This window comes from Corynebacterium riegelii (genome assembly GCF_016728505.1).
GTDB classification, from domain to species: Bacteria; Actinomycetota; Actinomycetes; order Mycobacteriales; family Mycobacteriaceae; genus Corynebacterium; species Corynebacterium riegelii.
The window spans coordinates 1116411-1137624 of record NZ_CP068159.1; the positions used below are offsets into that span (position 1 = coordinate 1116411).

The 21214-nt window shown below is 62.0% G+C and carries 18 protein-coding genes and 4 pseudogenes; 9 read left to right on the plus strand and 13 right to left on the minus strand.

What is annotated here, in order from left to right; genetic code table 11:
- Window positions 1-106 precede the first annotated feature (106 nt).
- A pseudogene (locus I6I71_RS05210) lies at window positions 107-1159 on the plus strand (type IIL restriction-modification enzyme MmeI); the annotation flags it as partial.
- Between the two features lie 80 nt (window positions 1160-1239).
- Here the strand turns inward: I6I71_RS05210 and I6I71_RS05215 are convergent.
- Window positions 1240-1869, minus strand: a complete 630-nt coding sequence (locus tag I6I71_RS05215) for a DUF4062 domain-containing protein (RefSeq protein WP_236587404.1) — start codon at window positions 1867-1869, stop codon at window positions 1240-1242.
- Between the two features lie 223 nt (window positions 1870-2092).
- Here I6I71_RS05215 and I6I71_RS05220 point away from each other — a divergent pair, with 223 nt between their 5' ends.
- Window positions 2093-2398, plus strand: a complete 306-nt coding sequence (locus I6I71_RS05220) for a hypothetical protein (protein ID WP_049157405.1) — start codon at window positions 2093-2095, stop codon at window positions 2396-2398.
- Here the strand turns inward: I6I71_RS05220 and I6I71_RS05225 are convergent.
- Entirely contained in the window at window positions 2349-3149 is an 801-nt protein-coding gene (locus tag I6I71_RS05225; protein WP_236587405.1) for an EamA family transporter, read from the minus strand. The genes I6I71_RS05220 and I6I71_RS05225 overlap by 50 nt on opposite strands.
- 56 nt (window positions 3150-3205) lie before the next feature.
- Between I6I71_RS05225 and I6I71_RS05230 the strand changes: the two are divergent.
- The 4 genes and pseudogenes from I6I71_RS05230 (at window position 3206) to I6I71_RS12040 (ending at window position 9172) form a co-directional block, all read left to right on the plus strand.
- Window positions 3206-3603: pseudogene (locus I6I71_RS05230) on the plus strand (arsenate reductase ArsC).
- An 83-nt stretch (window positions 3604-3686) separates the two neighbouring features.
- Window positions 3687-6233 (plus strand): ABC transporter ATP-binding protein/permease, encoded by a 2547-nt coding sequence (locus I6I71_RS05235; protein ID WP_201822791.1) that lies wholly within the window; start codon window positions 3687-3689, stop codon window positions 6231-6233.
- Window positions 6230-7963, plus strand: a complete 1734-nt coding sequence (locus I6I71_RS05240) for an ABC transporter ATP-binding protein (protein WP_201822793.1) — start codon at window positions 6230-6232, stop codon at window positions 7961-7963. Before I6I71_RS05235 ends, I6I71_RS05240 begins: the two co-directional genes overlap by 4 nt.
- A 288-nt stretch (window positions 7964-8251) precedes the next feature.
- Window positions 8252-9172 carry a GmrSD restriction endonuclease domain-containing protein gene (locus I6I71_RS12040; protein ID WP_236587406.1) on the plus strand — a complete coding sequence of 307 codons (921 nt, stop codon included), beginning with the start codon at window positions 8252-8254 and terminating at the stop codon, window positions 9170-9172.
- Here the strand turns inward: I6I71_RS12040 and I6I71_RS05250 are convergent.
- From I6I71_RS05250 to I6I71_RS05260, 3 genes are read right to left on the minus strand one after another with little or no spacing between them, the layout of a single operon-like run.
- Window positions 9169-10782 carry a recombinase family protein gene (locus tag I6I71_RS05250; RefSeq protein WP_201822795.1) on the minus strand — a complete coding sequence of 538 codons (1614 nt, stop codon included), beginning with the start codon at window positions 10780-10782 and terminating at the stop codon, window positions 9169-9171. The two genes, I6I71_RS12040 and I6I71_RS05250, sit on opposite strands and share 4 nt — an antisense overlap.
- Window positions 10783-12219 carry a recombinase family protein gene (locus I6I71_RS05255; protein ID WP_201822797.1) on the minus strand — a complete coding sequence of 479 codons (1437 nt, stop codon included), beginning with the start codon at window positions 12217-12219 and terminating at the stop codon, window positions 10783-10785.
- Between the two features lie 19 nt (window positions 12220-12238).
- On the minus strand, window positions 12239-12448 hold the full coding sequence (locus I6I71_RS05260; protein WP_236587407.1) for a dihydroorotase: 210 nt from the start codon (window positions 12446-12448) through the stop codon (window positions 12239-12241).
- 623 nt (window positions 12449-13071) lie between these two features.
- Between I6I71_RS05260 and I6I71_RS05265 the strand changes: the two genes are divergently transcribed.
- Window positions 13072-13260 (plus strand): hypothetical protein, encoded by a 189-nt coding sequence (locus I6I71_RS05265; protein ID WP_201822799.1) that lies wholly within the window; start codon window positions 13072-13074, stop codon window positions 13258-13260.
- An 83-nt stretch (window positions 13261-13343) separates the two neighbouring features.
- Here I6I71_RS05265 and I6I71_RS05270 read toward each other — a convergent pair whose 3' ends face one another.
- Complete coding sequence (locus I6I71_RS05270; RefSeq protein ID WP_204881464.1) at window positions 13344-13718, minus strand: hypothetical protein; 375 nt, start codon at window positions 13716-13718, stop codon at window positions 13344-13346.
- 484 nt (window positions 13719-14202) lie between these two features.
- Window positions 14203-15072: an alpha/beta fold hydrolase gene (locus tag I6I71_RS05275; RefSeq protein ID WP_204880052.1), complete on the minus strand. Its 870-nt coding sequence runs from the start codon at window positions 15070-15072 to the stop codon at window positions 14203-14205.
- 308 nt (window positions 15073-15380) lie between these two features.
- On the opposite strand from I6I71_RS05275, the gene I6I71_RS12250 reads away from it, so the two are divergent.
- Both I6I71_RS12250 and I6I71_RS05280 read left to right on the plus strand, forming a co-directional pair.
- Window positions 15381-15902 (plus strand): transposase, encoded by a 522-nt coding sequence (locus I6I71_RS12250; protein ID WP_414017447.1) that lies wholly within the window; start codon window positions 15381-15383, stop codon window positions 15900-15902.
- Window positions 15824-16867: pseudogene (locus I6I71_RS05280) on the plus strand (IS30 family transposase). Before I6I71_RS12250 ends, I6I71_RS05280 begins: the two are co-directional and overlap by 79 nt.
- 24 nt (window positions 16868-16891) lie before the next feature.
- On the opposite strand, the pseudogene I6I71_RS12255 reads toward I6I71_RS05280, so the two are convergent.
- The 6 genes and pseudogenes from I6I71_RS12255 to metK form a co-directional block, all read right to left on the minus strand.
- Window positions 16892-17134: pseudogene (locus I6I71_RS12255) on the minus strand (transposase); the annotation flags it as partial.
- A 117-nt stretch (window positions 17135-17251) separates the two neighbouring features.
- Complete coding sequence (locus I6I71_RS05285; RefSeq protein ID WP_201822803.1) at window positions 17252-17518, minus strand: Nmad4 family putative nucleotide modification protein; 267 nt, start codon at window positions 17516-17518, stop codon at window positions 17252-17254.
- Window positions 17519-17731: 213 nt separating this feature from the next.
- The gene (locus tag I6I71_RS05290; protein ID WP_201822806.1) at window positions 17732-18382 is read right to left on the minus strand and encodes a hypothetical protein; all 651 of its coding nucleotides are present in this window, start codon (window positions 18380-18382) and stop codon (window positions 17732-17734) included.
- Window positions 18379-18564 carry a hypothetical protein gene (locus I6I71_RS05295; RefSeq protein WP_034375438.1) on the minus strand — a complete coding sequence of 62 codons (186 nt, stop codon included), beginning with the start codon at window positions 18562-18564 and terminating at the stop codon, window positions 18379-18381. The genes I6I71_RS05290 and I6I71_RS05295 overlap by 4 nt, the downstream gene beginning before the upstream one ends.
- Before the next feature lie 148 nt (window positions 18565-18712).
- Window positions 18713-19963 (minus strand): site-specific DNA-methyltransferase, encoded by a 1251-nt coding sequence (locus I6I71_RS05300; protein ID WP_201822810.1) that lies wholly within the window; start codon window positions 19961-19963, stop codon window positions 18713-18715.
- Window positions 19935-21125, minus strand: coding sequence for a methionine adenosyltransferase (gene metK, locus I6I71_RS05305; RefSeq protein ID WP_102217308.1), 1191 nt, complete (start codon window positions 21123-21125; stop codon window positions 19935-19937). Before metK ends, I6I71_RS05300 begins: the two co-directional genes overlap by 29 nt.
- Window positions 21126-21214 lie beyond the last annotated feature (89 nt).

The following is a 21214-nucleotide window of genomic DNA, read 5'->3' on the forward strand; positions in this document are numbered from 1 at the left end:
CTATTGGTTGTGGAGGATACTCAACGCCTTCCACTTTGGATGCAATGTTCGAACAGGGCATACCATGGCGCATTAGACTGTGCCGCCGCACTCTAGACTGTTTCGCATGGCAAGACTAGGGCTAAAGGCGATTGGAGAGCGGGTTGCTCCGCTCGCCGGAAAAGTTGAATATGACCGAGAAATCATCTTCGATCTGCTGCTCGCATATGGGCGATCAAAAGGCAATGTCACCCGTCTACGCAACGGCAGTCTCAACATCGCCGACGACCCTGCGCATGAGGTAGGCCAGAAAAACGTGGTCTACTTTCGGGAGACCACCGGGGATCTACTAGAAGAGCTAGAAACACTCCGAGTGTCACCGACCGTGGTGAAGTACAGCCCGCGTTTTGTCATTGTGACGGACTACCAGGACATGCTGGCGTTTGACACCAAAACAACGGAGAACCGTAAGTTTCCCCTTCGGGAAATCGATCAACACTTCACCTTCTTCTTGCCGTGGGCGGGGATGGAGAAGACGCAGTACACCTCGGAATCTCATGCCGACGTTAAAGCTGCGGAGCGTATGGGCAAGCTCTTTGATGAGCTCGCTGCTGCCAACCCGGACATGATGGCTGTTGATGCATCGCGACACGGTCTGAATGTCTTTTTCACCCGACTGTTGTTCTGTTTCTTTGCGGAAGACACGGGAATTTTTGGAGACAACCAATTCACTAATGCTGTTGCCTCGCAAACCTTAGGTGATGGATCAGATACAGACACGTTCCTGCGTGAGCTTTTCGCATCGTTGGATACAGTAGAACCGGCAGACAAACCTGCGTATCTTGCTGGGTTTCCGTACGTTAACGGTCGCCTTTTCCGTGAAAATGCTTTGCTCACAGTCCCGCGTTTCACCGCAAAGGCTCGTGAAACTCTCATCGACTTGGGGACGTTGAAGTGGCAGGACATTAACCCGGATATTTTCGGTTCGATGTTCCAAGCCATCGTTACCCCGGGACAACGTTCGAACCTTGGACAGCACTACACCTCAGTGCCGAACATTCTGAAGACGATTGAACCGTTGTTCTTGGATGAGCTGAAGGAAGAATTTGACGCGGCATATGACAGTCGGGTGAAACTCGACCGACTCCTTGACCGCATTGCAAACATCAAGGTTTTTGAAACTTTCATGCCACGACGGATACAAACGCGCGCGAACTACGATTTAGCCGCCTGACTAGTTCACCGACGTAACCTCGCGCTTCATTGGACGTCGAAAGTCTTCGACTGTTTTTCATTATCTTCGACCCAGTGAACGGTTAGCTTTGTGCCTGCGGTGCCCATCGAATACGAGACTGGCACTTTCCAGATGACCCCAGGTTCCAGCGTGATTGGCTGATCATCCACAAGGAGTCTCATAAGGCCCGATGCGGCTTGGCCTTCGAAGGTCACCGCTTCAGCAGCGAGATCACCAGTATTGGTAACCTCAAACCAGTGTTTCGTTTCGTATTTGATCTTGCCGCGCTTGTCAATTTCCTTTTCGTGTCGCTCGCTCTTTGACTCGACGCGGAAGCGGACGCCGAGCGGCTCATGGCGCACCCCGACCACGGAGAGATCGATTTTGACTAGGTCATGCTCGACGGCAGCCCAGACTTGGTTCTCCAGTTGGCGGATGTCATCGAATTCTCGGAGCAGTCCCCGCTCCTTGATTTCATTCTTGAAATTTCGGAGACCCTCGAGTTGCGCAGTATCGACGTCATGAGGCAGTGGGGCTCTTGAGAAAAACAGGTGTACCGGTTTCCCGCTGTTTACTGCTCGCTCAATCTCTTCAACTGTTCCCGACACTGCATCTGGTGTTGGTGAGCCGAGTCGGCTGCCGAAGAGCGCGACCACGATGTCGGCTCCGTCGACTCCCTGGGTGTTGATGATCTCCTGAGGGTGACCTCCGAGCAGCGGTACAGAATTGGTCTCCCACCGCCACGGCAGTCAGACTACATTCCGAGTCGTCGCGTGGAGTCGATTCCATGAGTGCAGAGCGCCCTCGACTGCATCTCGGGCATCGGGTACGTCGGATGGGGAGGCGACGAGAACGCGCAGAACGGTTGCCGGAAAGCTCATGACTTTATTCAACGTGTCTAACTGCCCGGGTGACGAGAGGAGAGTCCTAGGGCCACTAGGAACTGGTCGCGATTGTCTGTTCGCTGCCGTCGCGGCGCAGGCCCTGTCGCGCGCGGCCAAGGCGGGCGATACCTCTCCCGGGGCCGTGACGGCGGCGATCAAGACGACGGCCGAGTGGCTACACAATACGCCGGCGATCGCGCGCGATTCCTATATCAATCCGCGGGTGATCGAGCTGTTTGAAAAGGGCACGGTCATCTCGGGTAAGGCGACCGACGCGAAGGTGCGGGCCCTGCTGACCTAGGCTTCGTCGCTCTCCGGCCACGTGATGGGCGTGGGCGACACATCGCGGGCGGTGAAGCGCTCCGAGCCGATTCCGGCGACGACGAGCACGATGCCAAGGACCTGGATTGGCAGCGGTACTTGGGCGAGGACGATCGCGCCGATAAGCACGCTGATCGCGGGCTCCAGCACATGAGGGTGCCGAAGGCGGCCGGGGCCATGGAACGCAGCGCGACGATTTCGAAGGCGAGAGGGATGACCGGCATCAGGAGTGCGAGCCCGAGCGCCGTGGCGATGACCGGCAGGGACAGGTGCGGCAGCGCCTCGGGTAGCCCGATGGGCGCGTAGGCGATGGCGACGATCGGGATGGTGTAGGCGAGGGCGCTGATGCCGGAAAACCGATCGCCGACGCGTTGGGTTAAGACGATATACAGCGCCCACCCGAGCCCGGAGCCGAGGGCGAACAGGATGCCGACGACGTCGACGTTACCGATCCAGGGCCGGGTCAGTAAGACGACGCCGATCATGGCGAGGGCGGTGACGAGACCGGCGTCACGCCAGGTCATACCGCGCAGGCGCAGGCGCGCGATTGCCAGGATGAGGACGGCGCCGGCGGCCACGCGCAGCCAGGCAGCCCCGCGCGGCCCGACGTCGTTGATCAAGCCAACGGCGAAGGCTCCCGAGAGTTGGACCGAAAGCATGGCAAGGACGGCGAGTAGCCAGGGCGGCACCTCGGCCGCCCGGGCTTGCTGCTTGTCGCGCCATAGGCTCACCCTTCCAGGCTAAACCCTGCCTTGGCCATTGCCCACGCCTGCGGTTCAATGGGGCTATGACCCGACCCACGATCATGTTTGTGTGCGTTCACAATGCAGGCCGCTCCCAGATGGCGGCGGCTTTTGCCAAGACGCTGTCCGGCGGACGCATTGAGGTCCGCTCCGCGGGCTCCGCCCCCGCTGATTCGATCAACCCCGTGGTACGAGAGGCGATGGCGGAGGTCGGGATCGATCTGGCCGCGGCGCGCCCGAGGGTGCTGGTGGCTGAGGACGTGCAATCCTCCGACGTCGTCATCACGATGGGCTGCGGCGATGCGTGTCCGTTTTTCCCGGCACGCGCTATGAGGATTGGCAGCTGGCCGATCCGGCTGGGCAGGACCTTGCCACCGTGCGCGTGATCCGCGACGAGATTCAGGCTCGGGTGCGCGAGCTGGTGGCGAGCCTGCAGCCCTAGGCGCCGCGCCGACGCATTTGACCCCGCCCTCGACTTAGGTTAGGGTCACCTTAATTTGTGGCGCGGCGCAGGAGGGAATGCACATGGCGAAACGGGGTTTTGAGGGCGTGCTGACGCGCGGATTTGGAGCGCGCGACCACAGCGCAACAGTCACGGCCGTGACCTACCTCGCCCCGCATTTCGTGCGAATCCACCTGGTGAGTGCAAGTCTGCTTGCCGAGGTCGTTCTCGCGCCCACGGCCTGGCTGCGGTTCTGGTTCCCCGATCCGGACGGCAGCGACCAGGAACATCAGCGCGGCTACACCATCGTCGAGGCCGACCCGGATACCGGTGAGTTCGCGATCGACGTGGTGCTGCACGAACCTGCCGGGCCGGCCTCCAGCTGGGCAAGCCAGGCACAGCCGGGCGATACCATCGCGGTCACTACGCTCGGCTCGACGGGTTTCGTCCTGCCCGAGGAACTACCCGACGGATACCTCGTCATTGGTGATGCCGCGTCGCTGCCCGCCATCAATTCAATCCTCGAGGTGCTTCCATCCGAGCTGCCGGTCGAACTGTACCTGGAAGAGCACACGCTCGATGACCACATGCTGGAAATCCGCACGCATCCGCGCGCGCGAGTGCATTGGGTGCCGCGCGTCGATGAGGCGAGCCTGGCGGCGGGACTGGCTGCGCGGGACTGGTCGAACTGGAGCGCGTGGGTGGCGTGTGAGTCCGACAGCTTGAAATATGTGCGTCGCCGCCTGATGAACGATTTTGGCTTCCCGAAGTCCGAAATCCAAGCCCGCGCCTACTGGTGTTATGGGCGGGCATTCGGCAAAAAACGCCCCAAGGATCTGCCCGAGGCTGCCGCCGCGCAGGTACCTGCGGCCGACGAGGCTGCGCCTATCAGCGGGACGTGGCGGGCTGAGGCCGGTCGGCGCCTGCTCGCCCCGCTGCGCACAACCTTCATCCTGGCGGCGATCGTGCAAGCGCTGGCCACACTCGCGCAGCTGGCCCCCTACGTCCTGCTCGTCGAACTCGCCCGGCTGCTGCTCGTCGGCGCCGGCACCGACGCGCTCATCCGCCTGGGCTGGTGGGCCGGCCTGGTCCTTATCGCGGGCGCGCTACTCACGACCGGGCTGATGACCTGGCTGCACATCGTCGATGCGCGCGTCAGTCAGGACCTGCGCACCCGACTGCTGATGAAGCTCGGACGCGTGCCCCTCGGGTTTTTCGATACCCGCAGCGCGGCGCACATCAAGCAGCTGGTGCACGATGATCCGCTGGCGATGCACTACCTCATCACGCATGCGGTGCCCGATGCGGTCGGCGCCATCGTCGCGCCTGTGGCCGTCTTGGGCTACCTGTTCGTGATCGACTGGCGGGTGGCGCTCACCCTGCTGCTGCCGGTGCTCGCCTACCTGATCGGCATGTACATCATGATGACGCAGTCGGGCCCGCGCGTAGTGCAGGCGCCGCAGTGGCGCCAGCAGATGGCCAGCGCTGCTGACGCCTACCTGCAGGGGCAGGCCGTCGTGCGCGTCTTCGGGGGTGCAGCCGCCGCGCCCTTCACCCGGAGCCTGCGAGACTACCTCGATTTCCTGCGATCCTGGCAGCAGCCGCTCAACGGCCGCAAAACCTTCATCGATCTGGTCACGCGCCCCGCGACGTTCCTGTTCCTCAGCTGCGTGGTGGGCACCGCGCTCATCACCGCGGGCATGATGGATCCGATCTCGCTGCTGCCCTTCCTGTTTCTTGGCACGACGTTCGGTGCGCGGCTACTGGGCGTCGGCTACGGTCTGCAGGCGCTGCGCGACGGTATGCTCGCGGCACGCCGGATCCAGGTCATGCTCGACCAGGAGCAGCTGTCCACGCTGCCTGAGGTCGAGCACGCGGCGAGCGCGCCGAGGCCCGCTGGTCTCGTCGAGTTCGATGATGTGAGCTTTGGCTACGACGCGTCTACCCCCGTGCTGTCGGGCGTCTCGCTGCGCCTGGCGCCCGGTACCATCACTGCGCTCGTGGGCCCGTCCGGTGCGGGTAAATCCACCCTGGCGAGCCTGCTTGCCCGGTTCTACGACGTGACCGACGGCGCAATCCGCATCGGCGGCCACGATCTTCGTACGCTCGAGGCATCACAGCTGTATTCGCGGGTTGGCTTCGTCTTCCAGAATCCGCAACTGGTGCGCGCCAGCGTCCACGAGAACATCGCGCTCGCCCGCCCGGATGCCAGTCGGCACGAGGTGGAGCAGGCTGCCCGCGCCGCTCACATTCACGAGCGCATCCTCGCCCTACCGGACGGCTATGACACGATCCTGGGCGCTGACATCGCCCTATCCGGCGGTGAACGCCAGCGCATCACCATCGCCCGTGCGCTGCTGGCCGACTGCCCAATCCTCGTGCTGGACGAGGCGACGGCATTTTCCGACCCCGAATCCGAATACCTCGTCCAGCAGGCGGTCAGCCGCCTGACCGCCGGACGCACCGTGCTGCTCATCGCTCACCGCCTGCACACCATCACTGGCGTCGATACCATCGTTGTGCTCGATGGCGGCCAGATCATCGAGCAGGGTCGGCACGAGGAACTGCTCGCACGCGGCGGTCGCTACGCCGAACTCTGGGCAGCCGCCGAGACGAAGGCCACCTCATGATCCGCACGCTCATTAACCTGCTGCCACCGGCCCAGCGCCGCCATATCACCCCCTACCTGGCGCTCACGGCGCTAAGTATCGCGCTACGCGCCGCAGCGGCGCTCGCCCTCATTCCGCTCATCTCGGCCCTGTTCAGCTCGCAGCCGGGTGATGCCTGGCGCCCTCTGGCCATGATCGCGATCGCTACGGCGCTTGGCTGGGGGTGCGATAGCGCCGCGGCCCGCCACGCCTACGCTGTTGGCTTCGTGCTGCTGGATCACGCTCAGCACACCGTCGCCGAGCGCATCACCACCATCCGATTGCAGTGGCTGACCGGCGATAACCTGGCCACCACGCGTCAGGCGGTCGCTGCCACCGGTCCCGAACTCGTCGGGTTGATCGCCTACCTGGTGACGCCGCTGCTGAACGCCCTTATTCTTCCGGCCGCGATCGGCATCGGCCTGCTGTGGTTTTCTCCGACGCTCGGCGCTGCAGCGCTGGCGTTCCTGCCGCTGCTGCTTGGCGCCCTCGCCCTCTCGATGCGCCTGGCGCGCAGCGCCGACGCCGCCGCGGATCGCGCCCACGCCCAGCTGTCCGAGCGCCTCCTGGAGTTCGCCCGCACCCAGCAGGCGTTGCGCTCCGCCCGCCGCGTCGATACCGAGAGCAGCCATGTCGGCCAGGCACTTGCCGCGCGCACTCATGCGATGAGCCGACTGCTCGCCTACCGCGCGCCCGAGCAGCTGGTTTTCACTCTGCTGACCCAGCTCGCCCTCATTGCGCTCAGCGCCCTCGCGGTCAGCCGCGCCGTCACCGGCGAGGTTTCCCCCGCCGCCGCGATCGCGCTCATCGTCGTCATCGTCCGCTTCTTGGAGCCCCTGGCGCTCGTGGCCGATATCACCGCCGGCTTGCAACTGACCACGAACGCACTGCGCACCATCCACACCGTGCTTGCCGCACCGCGCGAGCACCCCGGAACCGCGACACCAACCCTCTCAACCGCTCCCCAGATCGAGGTCGCCGACGTCACCTTCGGTTATGACGCCACGCGCGAGCGCCCCGTGCTTGACGGCCTGAACCTCACCTTCCAGCCGGGCACCACAACCGCGATCGTCGGGCCTTCTGGCTCGGGCAAATCCACCCTGCTGTTCCTGCTGGCCGGGCTCCACCAGCCCACCTCCGGAAGCATCCGTATCCAGGGCACGGACCTCGCCGAGCTCACTCCCGCCGCCCGCCGCGCCCTCATCGCCGTCATCTTCCAAGACCCGTACCTGTTTGACGGCACACTGCTGGACAACATCTCCATCGGTAATCCCCACGCCACCGGCGAGCAGATCGAGCGCGCCACCGCACTCGCGCGCGTGGATGCCGTTGCCGCGCAACTCACCGACGGCATGGACACAATGGTCGGCGACGGTGGCACGCTGCTATCGGGCGGGCAGCGCCAGCGCGTCTCGATCGCCCGCGCCCTGCTCAGCTGCGCCCCCGTGCTGCTAGTCGATGAGGCCACCAGCGCGCTCGATACCGAAAACGAACGCGCCGTCGCCGCTGCCCTGAGCTCGGAGACCACGCCCCGCACCCGCATCATCGTCGCGCACCGCCTGTCCTCCATCCGCCAGGCCGACCGCGTCATCTTCTTCGATGCCGGCCGCGTCATCGAGGACGGCAGCATCGAGGACCTGCTCGCCCTTGATGGCCGCTTCGCCGCATACTGGCGCCAGCAGCAGGCCGCCAGCGCTTGGCGCGTGCGCTAGTGCTCCCGCCAAGCCCTACGGTAGATTCAACGCCATAGCCTACGTGACCCAGCTCACCGCCGGGTTGAAAGGATGGCATCAAGAAACGCTGTGCAGCAATGGCTCTGGTTTTGCAGCTACGCTCGCCGGTTGTGGCGACGAGACCGCACCTGAGAGTTAGGCCTCGCCTGCCACGAGATCACCCCCCCGACCACCTCAGCTCCTTCCATCAGCGCAAAGCTCAGCGTTGACAGCACGGATAAGCCCCTGACATCTGCCGCGTGCGCCACGATCGACGGGGAATCAACGGTGTCATTCGAAACACCGGATCAGCCGCAGTCGTTGCTCACCGTCAAGGTTGCCGATGGCGCCGTCAAGGATGTGATATGTCAAGCCGGCAACACCCTGCACTCCTGGGGAGGCGACTACTTTGGACGTGACCCGCTCGTGAGTGTTGACGCAGACCGCTGGCGGATCGAGGCCTCCGTGCGTGAAATCAGCGGCGACGGTGCGGCCGAACTCAAGGTTATGGAAATCCAAGCGGAGATCGACTGCACGTCTGACGAGAGCCATCATCGCGATGACCCGTATCAGTCGGTAGCCAACGGCCAGTACGCACCGAGCCCTGAGCGCAAAGCTCAGCTCGAGCCACTCGATGCTCTATTCGCCAAGACTCAAAGCGAGGTGATAATCGACGGGCAGGCAGCGACCGTCACGAAAACGTCATGTGACCCCAGCTTCGTCGCTGAAACCAATGTGAGGGCCGATCTTGAGATCGGCGGAGAATCAGCATCCCTATCGTGGGACTTCACCGATCTCGCCGTGCCAAAAGCCGTGGAGTTGCGTCTAACGGGCAACCAGCTTGGCTGGCAGCACGAAAAAACGTCCTACCCGCACACCGGGGTCGAGGGCAAAGCCCACGCACTGCGCGGCACGGTCTATTCCGATGACCTGTCCAAAACCAGCACCATCGAGCCCGTCATTTTCTGCGAAGCAAAAGTATGGACACATCGTCTTGGGAACCTACTGCTGCTCAATCGCCGGAAAAACTCCAGTGCTTGCAATTATGACTTCGATGTTAAGAAGGAGAAGTACTTCAAGTCCGGGAAAGGCGTGGCCGTGTTCGCACTCACCACGCAGGTACTTGGAGAGCCAGTGTGGACTCCCAGTGGTATCGAGCGACGTCAGAAAGAGCTTTTGGAGATCTTGATTAAGGAGTGGCAACTCTAATCACACCCTGGCGCCTGCCCAATGTCCGCCTTGATGGCTACTACTTGGGTGCTACCGTCGCGGAAGTGGAAAGTCACCGTACCGTCGATGTTAACGGCGCCTTTGTCGAGCAAAGCTACGCAGAGGTATGGGCTGAAGGCCAACTGTTCAAGATCAAGGTAGGCGGTCTCCTGCCTGTAGTAGTGGTAGGCGGCCAGCCGGTTGTGCTTGTTGTGGATTTCGTCAACCACGGCAGCGTGCTCAGCTAACAGCGCCTGGTGCTGTTCGTGGCTAGCGTTGAACGCCTTCTCGTAAACCTGTTGGTCTTGCGCGACGCGTGCGTTGTGGGTGATTAGTGATTCGAGCTTTTTCGCTACCTGGTCGATCTGGGCGATCAGTCCGGCTGCTTCGACTTCGAGGTCGCTGGTGTCGAGCGCGTCGAGTACGGCGTGGTTGACGGTGTCATCAGCAGGTGAGCCGAAGCGGAGGCGGATAGCCTCGAGGAACATGTACTTGAGTCGTTCATCGTTGATGTGCCCAGTAGTGCACATGGTGTCGCCTTTGTATTTGTGGCCGCAGCGCCAGATGACCTTTTCGTATTTGCTGCCTGCGTGCCAGGTTTTCGATCCGAAGAAGTGCCCGCACTGGCTGCACTCGAAGGTCGATGAGAAGGGCCGGGTGCGATGCTTAGTTCGCTGATTCCTAGCGCCTTTAGCTATCTCGGCTTGGACGAAGTCCCACACTGCGGGGCTGATGATCGCCTCATGACTGGCGGTGACGTAGTACTGGGGTACTTCGCCTTGGTTGATGACTTGACGTTTCGTCAGGTAGTCAGCGATGTACGACTTCTGCAGGAGTGCGTCGCCCTTGTATTTCTCGTTGGTGAGAATCGCTCGTATGGATTGGTAATACCAGGTCTTGTTTCCTGCGGCGGTGAAGGTCTCTGGTTCGTCGGTGAGGGTGCGGGCGATCGTGCCGATGGACATGCCGCCTAAGTACATGTTGTAGATCCGGCGCACGGTTTTGGCTTGCTCGGGGTTGATGACTAGGTTCCCGTCTTCGCCTTTGTCGTATCCGAGGAACCGAGAATATGGGACGGTGACCTTGCCGTCGGCGAAGCGTTTGCGGTGTCCCCAGGTGACGTTTTCTGAGATGGAGCGGGCTTCTTCTTGCGCCAGCGAGCTCATGATGGTGATGAGGAGCTCGCCTTTGGCGTCGAAGGTCCAGATGCCTTCTTTCTCGAAGAAGACCTCCACGCCTTTGTCTTTGAGGGCTCGAACGGTGGTGAGCGAGTCGACGGTGTTGCGGGCGAACCGGGACACGCTCTTGGTGATGATCAGGTCGATCTTGCCGTCGAGCGCGTCGGTGACCATCTGCTGGAATCCAGCGCGGTGTTTGGTTGAGGTGCCTGTGATGCCTTCATCGGTATAGACCTTCACGAACTGCCAGCCCGCGTGATCGCTAATGTAGCGGGTGTAGTAGTCGACCTGGGCTTCGTAGGACGTCACCTGATCGTCGTGGTCGGTGGACACGCGGGCATACCCGGCGACCCTGCGCAGGGTTGTCTGTCCAAGTGGAGCACCAGTGTGGAGCGCTCGGGTGGCGGGGATTGCTGTGACGGTGCGGGCCATTTAGCGTTCGCCTCGCTCGGCGCGCAGGCGCTCAGCCTCTGCCTTGGCCACGGCCCGGTACTTCGCCAATGCTTCTGGTGGTGTTGGTGCTTGTCGTGGGTTGTCCAACCCGAGCCTTTTGGCTTCGGCCCAGCGGGCACCCACGAGTTCACCCCAGGCGGCTTTTCTTGCTGGGGTCCACGAGCTCTTCTTCAGGTTTGGTCGCCACGTGTGCGAGCTGCTGGTGCCATCGGTGTACTGAAACGTGTATTGGTCTTTTCCCTGCACATCGATGTGGTCGATACGCTCGGTGAACACATCCTCGTCGAAGGCCCCGATACCCAGGACTCGGGCGATGAAGCCTTTGAGTGCCGTGTCAGAGATCTCGCAGGTGCCGCATCCGGTTTTGCGGCCTTTCTTGCGTTCGGTGCAGATCCAGTGCTCGGTGGAGATCGAGTTTTGGGTTTTCGGATTGCGTACGTTGCGCACAAACGAGCAATCGCAGGACACGCATTTGATCTTCGACGTCAACGCCACAGTTTCTATGGACCAATTCGCCCGGGCACCGAGCTCGCGACGTCGAGCGATCTCGGTTTGTACAGCGGTGAAGGTGTCGCGGTCGATGATCGCGGGGATCGCGTTTTCCACCAGGTATTGCGGCAACTGGCCGGTGTTGCGCACTGCTCGTCCAGGCCTGCCTTCCGGAGTGGACCATCGCCCTAACAGGAGGTCGCCGGTGTAGTGCGGGTTCTTCAGGATGTGACGGACCCATTCGCCGGGCAACTTGTTGTCAGCCAGGTGCGGAACCCTGCCGTCGGCGATGAGCTGTGCGGCCATCTTTTCGCACGAGGTCTTCTTCATGTACTGGGCGAAGATCCAACGCACCACGGCTGCTTCTTCTTCGATGATCTGCACGTCGGTGCCGTCAGCGGAGTCGGTGTAACCGTACAAGTGGAAGCCGTTCGCTTTGCCTTCTTCGAAGCCTTTCCAAATGCGCCACTTCACGTTTTGGCTGATTTGCTCTGATTCTGCCTGCGCGAAAGACGCCAGCAGGGTGAGCATGAGTTCTCCGTCAGCGCTGGTTGAGGAGATGTTCTCCTTTTCGAATCGCACCTCCACCCCGAGGTCTTTGAGTTCGCGAATGGTTTCGAGCAGGTCGACGGTGTTGCGAGCGAAGCGCGAGATCGACTTGGTGAGGATCAGGTCGATTGCCCCTTCCCGGGCAAGGGCCAGCATTTCTTGGAACTGGGGTCGATGTGTGGTGGTTCCAGAGATTCCAGAATCGGCGAACACTCCGGCGAACGTCCAGCCAGGAGTGTCGTGAATGAGTTGCTGGTAGTAGGAAACTTGGGTGGACAAACTCAGCGGTGTGCGTTCGGTTTCCATGCTGATGCGGGCATACGCTGCCACTTTCACAAGCGGAGAAGTGCTGATCGGTGGCGGGGTGATTTGCTCCATTCTCTTCAAGGTATTTCTCCTAGTCAGACAGGGTTTCAGGTTGTATCCATACATCACTCAAACCCTCGAGATAGTCAACGAAACTGGCTCTTTGTAGGGCGGCTAGCGGCGCATCTGGGGCGTCGAGGCGCTGGCAGACGGTGATGGCTTCGCGTGGGGTGAGGATGCCGCGTTCGAGAAGCTTCTTGACCTGCGTGAGCTGGTGATGAGCCGTCAGCTCGGCTGCCATGTTCATCGTTTACCGCCACGTGTGTTGAAACGGTGCTGGATGTAGCACGGGTGGCAGCAGTACTTGCGTTTCGCCCGGCTTGTGCGAGCAACAGTGACCTGTCGGTGGCAGTTCGCGCAGACCAGTTCTTCGGTGACCACCCTGCGATGGGCGGCCCACCAGGCTCGTCGACAGGCAGTGGAACAGAACTTCGATCCTTGCCGGAGCTCGATTGGCTTGCAGCAGTGCAAACACCACACTCCAACTGGATCCGTGACCTGCTCAACGGCAGGATCGACGGTGATGCCGTGTCGCAGACAATAGGTCTTGACACTGTTGGCGTTGAGGTCCAGGTGCGCGGCAATACGAGAGTAGGCAACCCCCGCAGCGCGCATCATCTGGATGTGATGGCGATCAGTCTGGTTCAGAGCCATGAGCAGGCCCTCCTGGCAACGAGGCGAAAGGTGGTCGCCCATACGCCGGTTGCACCAGACGAAACCGGACAACAGAAACAAAGCTCCCTGCCGCGTTCGCACCCATGTCTGGGATCTGCGCCTCTATTCAGATAAGGCAGCAATTCTTTGCTCAATTCACAATCTGGAGCCATCGACGTGTGAACCGTGACAGAGCAAGGGCGGGTGAAGATGACTGACGACGACCGTGAACTCCCGGTGTTTCTCGACGACCAGTCGTACCGAACCTGTTCAGAATGCGGCTCAGATTGTGTCCCTGACCCGTTTGCTGCAGGCGAAGGTGAAGGAATCCGTATCGCGTTCATCTGCCCGAGCTGTGGAGTGCAGTCCGTCATCGACCCGTTCGACGACCTGCGGTAAACACCAGCTCCGCAAACGCACAAAAGGCCCCGCCACCACCTCGATGAAGGTGATGACGGGGCCAGAGAGTGTTCTCGCGTGGGTTAGCCGATGCCGAGCTTCTCGTTGACGCGCTTCTGCACGGCCGCGTAGTTGGCCCCGAGGCGGCGCTTGCGTTCCCCGCCGTTGCCACAGTCCCCACGGATCACCGCATCAGCCAGTGCATCGATGTTGACGGAGGGCTTGGTGGGGTTTCCTCCGGTGAGCTTCTCGTTGACGAGCTTCTGCACGGCAGTGTAGTTGGCTCCGAGTCGGCGTTTGCGCTCGTCGCCGTTGCCGTACTCGCCTCGGATGACCGCGTCGGCGAGGGCGTCGATGTTGGCGGAGGGCTTGGGCGTGGGCGGTGTGGGCTTTGCCGGTGGTGTCGGGGCGGGCTTGGTGCCGCTCATGCGGTCGTACCAGTACTGGGCGCGTGCCATGTAGGCCGCATGCTGGGAGCCTGCCAGCGAGGCCGGGCATTCGGTGGAAGCGATACAATGAGTGGAACCATGACGACGGCGTACATTGCCCAACGGCGATTCTGGTTGAAAGGAATCGTCGCGTCGTTACGGAACACTACGGTGTAAAGTACGGTGGCCGTCGCCAACCCGAGCAGGATCCAGAAAAATGTTCCAGGAACCCAGGGTCGGAGTACCCCACGCCCTTGACGTTTTTGACGTAGGCCTTCCCTGCACCCATCACCGCGGTGTATAGCACGGCAAGCCAAATTGCCTTCTTCATTAGCTCTCCTTGAGTGGGCCAGGCCCGTTAGATTAGATGTTTCCTCGGGGCATTGGCCCCGGGATATCTGGTGGCTGAACGATAGCGGAGGATACCAGTGTGGCGTCCACCGTGGCCACGATGTGACGATGAGGGACGCCGGCTCGTGCTTCCTGTAATAGACGTGCCAAGGTTGCGATGAGCTCAACGGTTGAGGTCTGCTGCGAAGTGGTCCCGATCAAAGAGAGCGAGAGCCGCGCGAGCGACCACCTCCGGCTCCGTAATCGGGATGGCGTGACCAGAATCACGTGCCACGATGAGCTGGGAACTTGCTGTCCGAGCGGCAGATAAGTGGTGGGCCTTGCGGATTGCCGCACGCATCTTTTCGCTCTCGCCGACCATCGCTTGGGCGCCACTGATCACGGTCACGGGAGAGCCGTAGTGCTGATCGTCGGTTGCTAGCTGCGCGAGACCAGTACGCAACGATCGCAATTCGGCAGCGGCCTCACGTGCTGCTGAAACGGTCGTAGAGTCCTGAAGCACTCGTGTCATCACGTCCGGCGGCAGCCCTCGGAGAATGGGGGTGTACATCGCAGAAAGCAACCGCAGCCGAGCAAGCGACACTAGACTCAGGCGCTGCAGGGCCAAGGACAGCGGGCGGAACTTATCCAAGAGGTTTTCATCGCTTGGATCGACGAGCACAAGTCCTGCGACGCGCTCGATGCGGCCCGCCGACATGCCCTGTGCAGTACGTACGATGGGACCGCCCCAGCTATGTCCGACGAGGACGACAGACTCGTAAGATTGAGCTTTAACGACACACGCCAGGTCGTTAGCGAGTCGTTGCAGTTTCCGCGTAGCTGGATCCGGATCGCTGTCGCCGATGCCCGCCCGGTTATAGGCGACCACGCGGCAGTGGGGCGCAAGGTGGCGCATGACCGGAATCCAGTAGTGTGCGCTCATCCCCAGGCCAGCCTCACACACGACCAAACGCGGCCCCTCGCCGAGGCTGATCGATGCTAAGCGTCTACCGTCAGGAGTCACGACCACATCACGGGTGGGCATCGGCTGCATAGGCGTGCCTTTCTCGCGGTGACCGGTGTGGGCTCGAACGGCGTGATCATACCAACGCCGCTCACACAGACAAAGATAGGCTACCCTAATTCATCCTGACCGAGGAAGCTGTGAAAGCAGGATTGACCGTAGAAGGATCTGACCCCCGTGGGGTAGACACCTGATATCCAACCCTGTCGGGTTGGGAAGAAAGGTAATCTACCGCCATGCCTAGGTACTCCGAAGAGTTCAAACGTAATGCCGTGGCTCTCTACGAAGTGAAGCGTCCTGGGTTTGGTTCCGATCGTTTCTAGAGAAAGATTGGGATCATGCCAAGGAAGTACAGTGATGAGTTCAAGGCCAATGCGGTGCGTCTGGCTGAGGAATTTGTTGAGCTTGAAGGGTGCTCGAAGTGGGGTGCGGCGGTTGAGATCGGTGACAAGGTCGGTGTCTCCGCGCACACGCTTAATAATTGGTTGAAGCCTTCAGGGCCGTCACACGGCGTCGAGGGCAGCTCCGGCGAGTTAGCAGACGATGAGCTGAAGCGTCTGCGGCGAGAGAATAAAGAGCTGCGCAGGGCGAACGAGATGGCGGATTCAACCGGTCAACGCAATGGGTGCTGTGAGATGAAGCAGACGTTGATCTCAGGAGGCATCGGTTGCAGGGCAAGCATGGTCATCTCAGTCGTGAGCAGAAGCAGCTCGCGCTCCGTCTCCACTCGAAGGGATGGAGACTCATCGACATCGCTCGCGAGATCGGGTGCACGGCGCCGATGGTCGGCCGCATGGCGAGGGAAGGGCGTCACCTCGACGGGAAACCGTTCGGCTGGGAGCCGCGCGAGGGTCATCTGACGGTCTTCGACCGCGAGGAGATACTCGTGGGTCTCGCCCGCGGTGACACGCTCACTGCGATCGCGCGCAGCCTCGGGCGGGCGGTGTCGACGATCAGCCGCGAGGTCAAGCGGGGCGGCGGACGCGAGGAGTACTCGGCGTGGCGGGCGCATGAGGACGCCCGGGAGCAGGCCCGCAGGCCGAAGCCGTTCAAGCTTGACGGTGGCCGGTTGCTCGAGACCGTGACAGCGCAGTTGAAGCAGCTGTGGTCGCCGCAGGAGATCGCTGCCCGCCTACGGTTGGAGCATCCCGACGACCCGGAGATGCACGTGAGCCACGAGACGATCTATCAGTCCCTGTTCGTACAGGGACGCGGGCAACTGCGCCGAGAACTCGCCCGCTGCCTGAGATCGGGACGCACGGCCAGGAAGGCGCGAACGGCAACGGATCGGCGCGGCCGTCTGCCAGGGATGGTCATGATCAGCGAGCGCCCCGCTGAGGTCGAGGACCGTGCCGTTCCCGGGCATTGGGAAGGCGATCTCATTCTTGGTGAGAACAGCCGTAGCGCCGTCGGAACCCTCGTCGAACGCAGCACCCGCCTCACGCTCCTGCTGCATTTGCCTGATGGGAAGAGTGCAGACAAGGTGGAGGCCGCGATGCGCGAAGCGATCACCGCGCTCCCGTCGTCGCTGGCGCGGACGATCACCTGGGATTAGGGCGCGGAGATGGCCAAGCACCTCGAGTTCACAGCCACAACCGGGATCCCGATCTACTTCTGCGACCCGCACTCCCCGTGGCAGCGGGGCAGCAATGAGAACACCAACGGGTTGCTACGTCAATACCTTCCGAAGAGCACCGATCTGAGCATCGTTAGCCGCGCGGACCTGACCGCGATTCAGGACTCGCTCAACGGCCGACCGCGCAAGACGCTCGGATATCTGACACCATCGGAGAAGTTCACGGAACTCGTTGCGACCACCGGTTGAATCCGCCATCTCGTTCGCCCGCCGCAGCTCACGATTCTCCCGCCGTAGCCGTTTCAGCTCTTCGAGCTCATCTGTAGTCGCGCCCGGCTCAGTACCGGCATCACGTCGGGCCTGTTTCAGCCATCCCCGCATCGTATGCGGTGAGACTCCAAGCTTCGTACCAACCGACTGGGCAGCCGACCACTGCGAGCATTGCGTGTCCTGAAGATGATCCTCCATCAAACGCAACGCCCGCTGCTTGAACTCCTGGGTATACACAATTGGCATGATCGGGTCTGTCCGATGAACGGTGTGTGGGGTCCGGCGGTTTTCATTAGTGGGTGGTTCTCTCGAACCGTCCGGCGAAGGTGATCGCGAACGCGTTTAGTGCAGGCTTCCACCTCATCACCCAGCGTGCCCGGCGTCTGCGAAAAGGTGGTCGGCCTCGGCGATGAGCTCCAGGGCGCATTCGCTGCGGCCGCGTGCGTTCGGGCCGAAGCCATCGATCGGGGCTTCGGTGAGGCGGTAGACCTGGGCGCTGTTGCCGTAGCCGTCTTTCTTGGTCCAGGTCGCGAAGGTGGCCAGCGTGTAGTCGCCGTGTGCGAGGATCGCCCCGTAGGAGTCGACGTGCATCTGCAGGGCTTCGGTGGTGAGCTTCTCGGTGGTGTTCATGGCTGTTGTCCTTTCCTGAGGGGCTGTTCTTTTGTCATGTACATACAGCCATAGGTGCGGGCGCTTATCCAGTCGTATTTGCCCAGATCAGGCACTATTTTTTGGGATCTACAGCACTCGGAGACCGTGGAGAATCAAGGCTTGTGACGAGGGGAAACCCCGCTCGTGGCAGGGTTTCCGGGTGCCAGCAGGTCAGGCGTTGCGATTGATGCGTCAGTTCTCCTTCCTGCTTACCGGGGTGCGCCAGGCGGCGTCGCCTTCCAGGCCTGCCAGCAAGATGCGGCGTGCCTGCTTGTGTTCGGGGCCGATGAAGCCCAGGGAGAGCAGGAAGCAGCGCATCGTGTACTTGTCATTGCCCGGTGCAGGCGGCGTGGATCGGATCCGGGTTGCCTCCTGGGCGCGCTGGCAGAGCTTTGCCACAAGCGGGATCACCGCCTCGCGTGCCGTCTCCGGCGTAATCGACTCACACCACGGGAACGAGACGGTCTCGTCATCGTTGAACTGCACGGGTGTGGCCGGGATGCCCAGGGCCTTGGCGATCAGTGGCCCTTTGGCCGCTAGGAGCGCTTCGAGGTTGGCGCGAGTGCGCTCACTCCACCCGGTGGTGGGCATCGTGACCGTCAACGCCACCTCGCCCGGGTCGGCGGTTTCAAAGCCCGCCTTGTGTGCGGACTCGAGCACGGCCTGCGCCTCGATGCCATCTGGCAGGTAGAGGGTCCAGTCCCGATCCAACGTGGCGTCTGCGATCTGGTAGGCAAACGAGGGCGTGCCCAGATAGGTGACCTCGGTGCCAAGGTGATCGGCGAGAAGCTGGGCGAGCTTTTTCCTGCCCGTTTTGTGCGGGGTGAAGGCGAGGATGCTCATGCCACGACCTCCTTCTCGAACCAGGCGGCCACCATGCTGAGGAAACGCGTCGGGTCGTATTCGATCACGCGCACCACCAGCTGGTAGCCGCGAGCTCTGGCAACCCGCAGGGTTTCCTCGGGGTCGTAGACGTTGACTCCGGCTGCGATGAGCTCGCTGATTTCGATGTGTAATTCACTCATGACCAGTCCTTTTCGCTCGGTTCCCCCAGGTGTGGGGGTGCTTTTGGTCATGTACATACAGCCATACGTTTTTCCGCTTATCCAGTCGTTTTTGCCCTCATCAACGGCTCATTTTCACGCCCCTGTTTTGCCTGCATATTGCGGGGTTTTATTCGCGGTCGCGGTCGACCTGTTTGACCAGATCCAGGTACGTGTACTGGGTGTTGCCTCGCTGGCAGGTAATCCCGGCCGCATCCCCGGTCGCCTCGGCGTAGCGGCGCAGGATCACCGAGGCGTACTTCTCGTCCAACTCCATGAGGTAGGCGATGCGGTCGGTCTGCTCGGCGGCCATCAGGGTCGAACCGCTGCCAGCGAACGTGTCGAGGATGATCGCGTTGGCCTGAGTGGAGTTGCGGATCGGATAGGCCAGCAGGTCCAGCGGCTTGGAGGTCGGGTGGTCGGAGTTCTTACGCGGCTTGGCGAAGTTCCAGATCGTAGTCTGTTTCCGGTCAGCGAACCACTTGTGCTTGGCTCCCTGCTTCCACCCGTAGAGCACTGGTTCGTGCTGCCACTGGTACGGCGAGCGTCCCAGCACGAGGGAGTCTTTGACCCAGATGCAGCAGCCGGAGAGTTTGAACCCGGCGTCGATGAACGCTTTGCGGAAGTTCAGCCCTTCGGTGTCGGCGTGGAACACATACGCCGACCCGCCCTTGTCGAGAACGCCCGCCATGTTGGTAAACGCGGTGAGCAGGAACTCGTAGAAGGAGTCTGCCTTCATCGCATCATTCTTGATCGTGAGCCCGTCGGAGGACTCGAAGGCGACGTTGTAGGGCGGGTCGGTGAGCACCAGGTTCGCGCTCTTGCCATCCATGAGCACCGCGACATCGTCTGCGTTGGTGGCATCCCCGCAGACCAGCCGGTGCCTGCCGATGGTCCAGATGTCCCCGCGCCTGACGAACGATGCGGCCTCGAGAGCGGCGGTGAGATCGAAGCCGTCATCGGTGACCTCGTCATCGTCGAGGGAACCAATCATCGCCTGGATTTCGTCATCGTCGAAGCCGGTGAGCTCGGCATCAAAGTCAGCCGCGTCCAGGTCGGCGATGAGCAGGGCCAGCTTGGATTCATCCCAGTCGCCGCTGATCTTGTTCAGCGCGACGTTCAGGGCCTTTTCGCGGGTCTCGTCCAGCTCGACGACCACGCAGTCAACATCAGTGTGGCCAAGATCAGCGAGTACTTTCAGGCGCTGGTGGCCGCCGACGACGTGGCCGGTGGTGTGGTTGTAGATCACCGGCTCGACGTAACCGAACTCGGTCAGCGACCGCTTGAGTTTCTCGTAGTCCGCGTCCCCGGGCTTCAGGTCCTTACGCGGGTTGTAGTCGGCGCGCTTGAGCTCACTGATGGGTAGCTGCTTGATGAGCACGGCGGGTCACCTCCGTCTTGAGCTTGTCGGCATATGGCAGTGTCCATTCCCACTCGCTCAGGCCATGGCCCATGTGCCCGCAGGTGGCAAGCTTCGCGTAGATGGGGGCTCTAAGGCCGAGGCGTTCGATCATCGCGGCCGGTCGCAGCGGGAAGATCGCCTGGGCGGCGTCGGTGAGCAGCCAGTCCGAGTGCTGACCTGTGCCGAAGGTGTCGATGTGGAACGCGACCGGGTCGGCCTTACCGATCGCATAGGAGATAGCGACGTGGCATTCTTCGGCCAGGCGCGCATCCACCACGGTTTTCGCGATCAGGCGCGCCATGTACGCACCCGTCCGGTCGACCTTGGAGGGGTCCTTACCCGAGAACGCGCCACCGCCGTGCGGGCCGAGCCCACCGTAGGTGTCGACCATGAGCTTGCGCCCGGTCAGCCCGGTATCAGCGGTGGGGCCACCTGTGACGAACCGTCCCGACGGGTTGACCAACACGCGCTCAGCCGTGGCACCGGGCAGGTGCGCCTCGATAGCGGGAGCGACGACCAGCGTGCGCACCTCCCGTTCAAGAACACCTGTGTCTTTGTTCGCATCGTGCTGGATGGAGACGATCACGGTGTCGATGCCGACCGGGGTGCCCAGCTCGTCGTAGACCACACTGACCTGGGATTTGCCGTCGGGGCCGATCCCACGGATGGTGCCGTCGGTGCGGGCTGTATCGAGGCGGCGGCAGATCTCGTGGGCGAGTACGAGCGGCAGCGGCAGGCGCTGGGGCGTCTCGTTCGTGGCGTACCCGTAGACGGTGCCCTGATCGCCCGCCCCCAGGCTCGCATACGCCGACTCGTCACCCGCACGCGCCTCGATGGAGGTGGTGACGCCTGCGCCGATGTCGGCGGATTGTCGGCGCACCCACACGTAGATGAGGAACCGGTTCGGGTTGTACCCGGCGCGTCGCAGCGCCTCCCGCGTGCAGGCGCGCAGCTGCGGCCGGATGGTGGTGGTGATCTCGCCGGTGACGATGATGCGCCTGCCGGTTGCCATGACCTCAACGGCCACGCGTGCCGTCGGGTCGAGGGTGAGGATGTCATCGAGGATGTGGTCTGCGATCAGATCGCACAGCTTGTCGGGGTGGCCGATACACACAGATTCAGCACTTCGCACTACAGACACGCGGAGGGCTCCTTTCACAAAAGCGAACAACAACAAGAAAGCCCGCCCGGGTGCCGGGCAGGCCAGAAACGAAACAAGGGGTCGTGGGG

What these genes read in the sequence shown, in the direction of transcription:
- I6I71_RS05220 (WP_049157405.1), top strand. Translation starts at nt 2,093, where the DNA reads ATGACTTTATTCAACGTGTCTAACTGCCCGGGTGACGAGAGGAGAGTC.
- I6I71_RS05235 (WP_201822791.1), top strand. Translation starts at nt 3,687, where the DNA reads ATGGCGAAACGGGGTTTTGAGGGCGTGCTGACGCGCGGATTTGGAGCG.
- I6I71_RS05240 (WP_201822793.1), top strand. Translation starts at nt 6,230, where the DNA reads ATGATCCGCACGCTCATTAACCTGCTGCCACCGGCCCAGCGCCGCCAT.
- I6I71_RS05250 (WP_201822795.1), bottom strand. Translation starts at nt 10,782, where the DNA reads ATGGCCCGCACCGTCACAGCAATCCCCGCCACCCGAGCGCTCCACACT.
- I6I71_RS05255 (WP_201822797.1), bottom strand. Translation starts at nt 12,219, where the DNA reads ATGGAGCAAATCACCCCGCCACCGATCAGCACTTCTCCGCTTGTGAAA.
- I6I71_RS05260 (WP_236587407.1), bottom strand. Translation starts at nt 12,448, where the DNA reads ATGGCAGCCGAGCTGACGGCTCATCACCAGCTCACGCAGGTCAAGAAG.
- I6I71_RS05265 (WP_201822799.1), top strand. Translation starts at nt 13,072, where the DNA reads ATGACTGACGACGACCGTGAACTCCCGGTGTTTCTCGACGACCAGTCG.
- I6I71_RS05270 (WP_204881464.1), bottom strand. Translation starts at nt 13,718, where the DNA reads ATGGCACGCGCCCAGTACTGGTACGACCGCATGAGCGGCACCAAGCCC.
- I6I71_RS05275 (WP_204880052.1), bottom strand. Translation starts at nt 15,072, where the DNA reads ATGCAGCCGATGCCCACCCGTGATGTGGTCGTGACTCCTGACGGTAGA.
- I6I71_RS12250 (WP_414017447.1), top strand. Translation starts at nt 15,381, where the DNA reads ATGCCAAGGAAGTACAGTGATGAGTTCAAGGCCAATGCGGTGCGTCTG.
- I6I71_RS05285 (WP_201822803.1), bottom strand. Translation starts at nt 17,518, where the DNA reads ATGAACACCACCGAGAAGCTCACCACCGAAGCCCTGCAGATGCACGTC.
- I6I71_RS05290 (WP_201822806.1), bottom strand. Translation starts at nt 18,382, where the DNA reads ATGAGCATCCTCGCCTTCACCCCGCACAAAACGGGCAGGAAAAAGCTC.
- I6I71_RS05295 (WP_034375438.1), bottom strand. Translation starts at nt 18,564, where the DNA reads ATGAGTGAATTACACATCGAAATCAGCGAGCTCATCGCAGCCGGAGTC.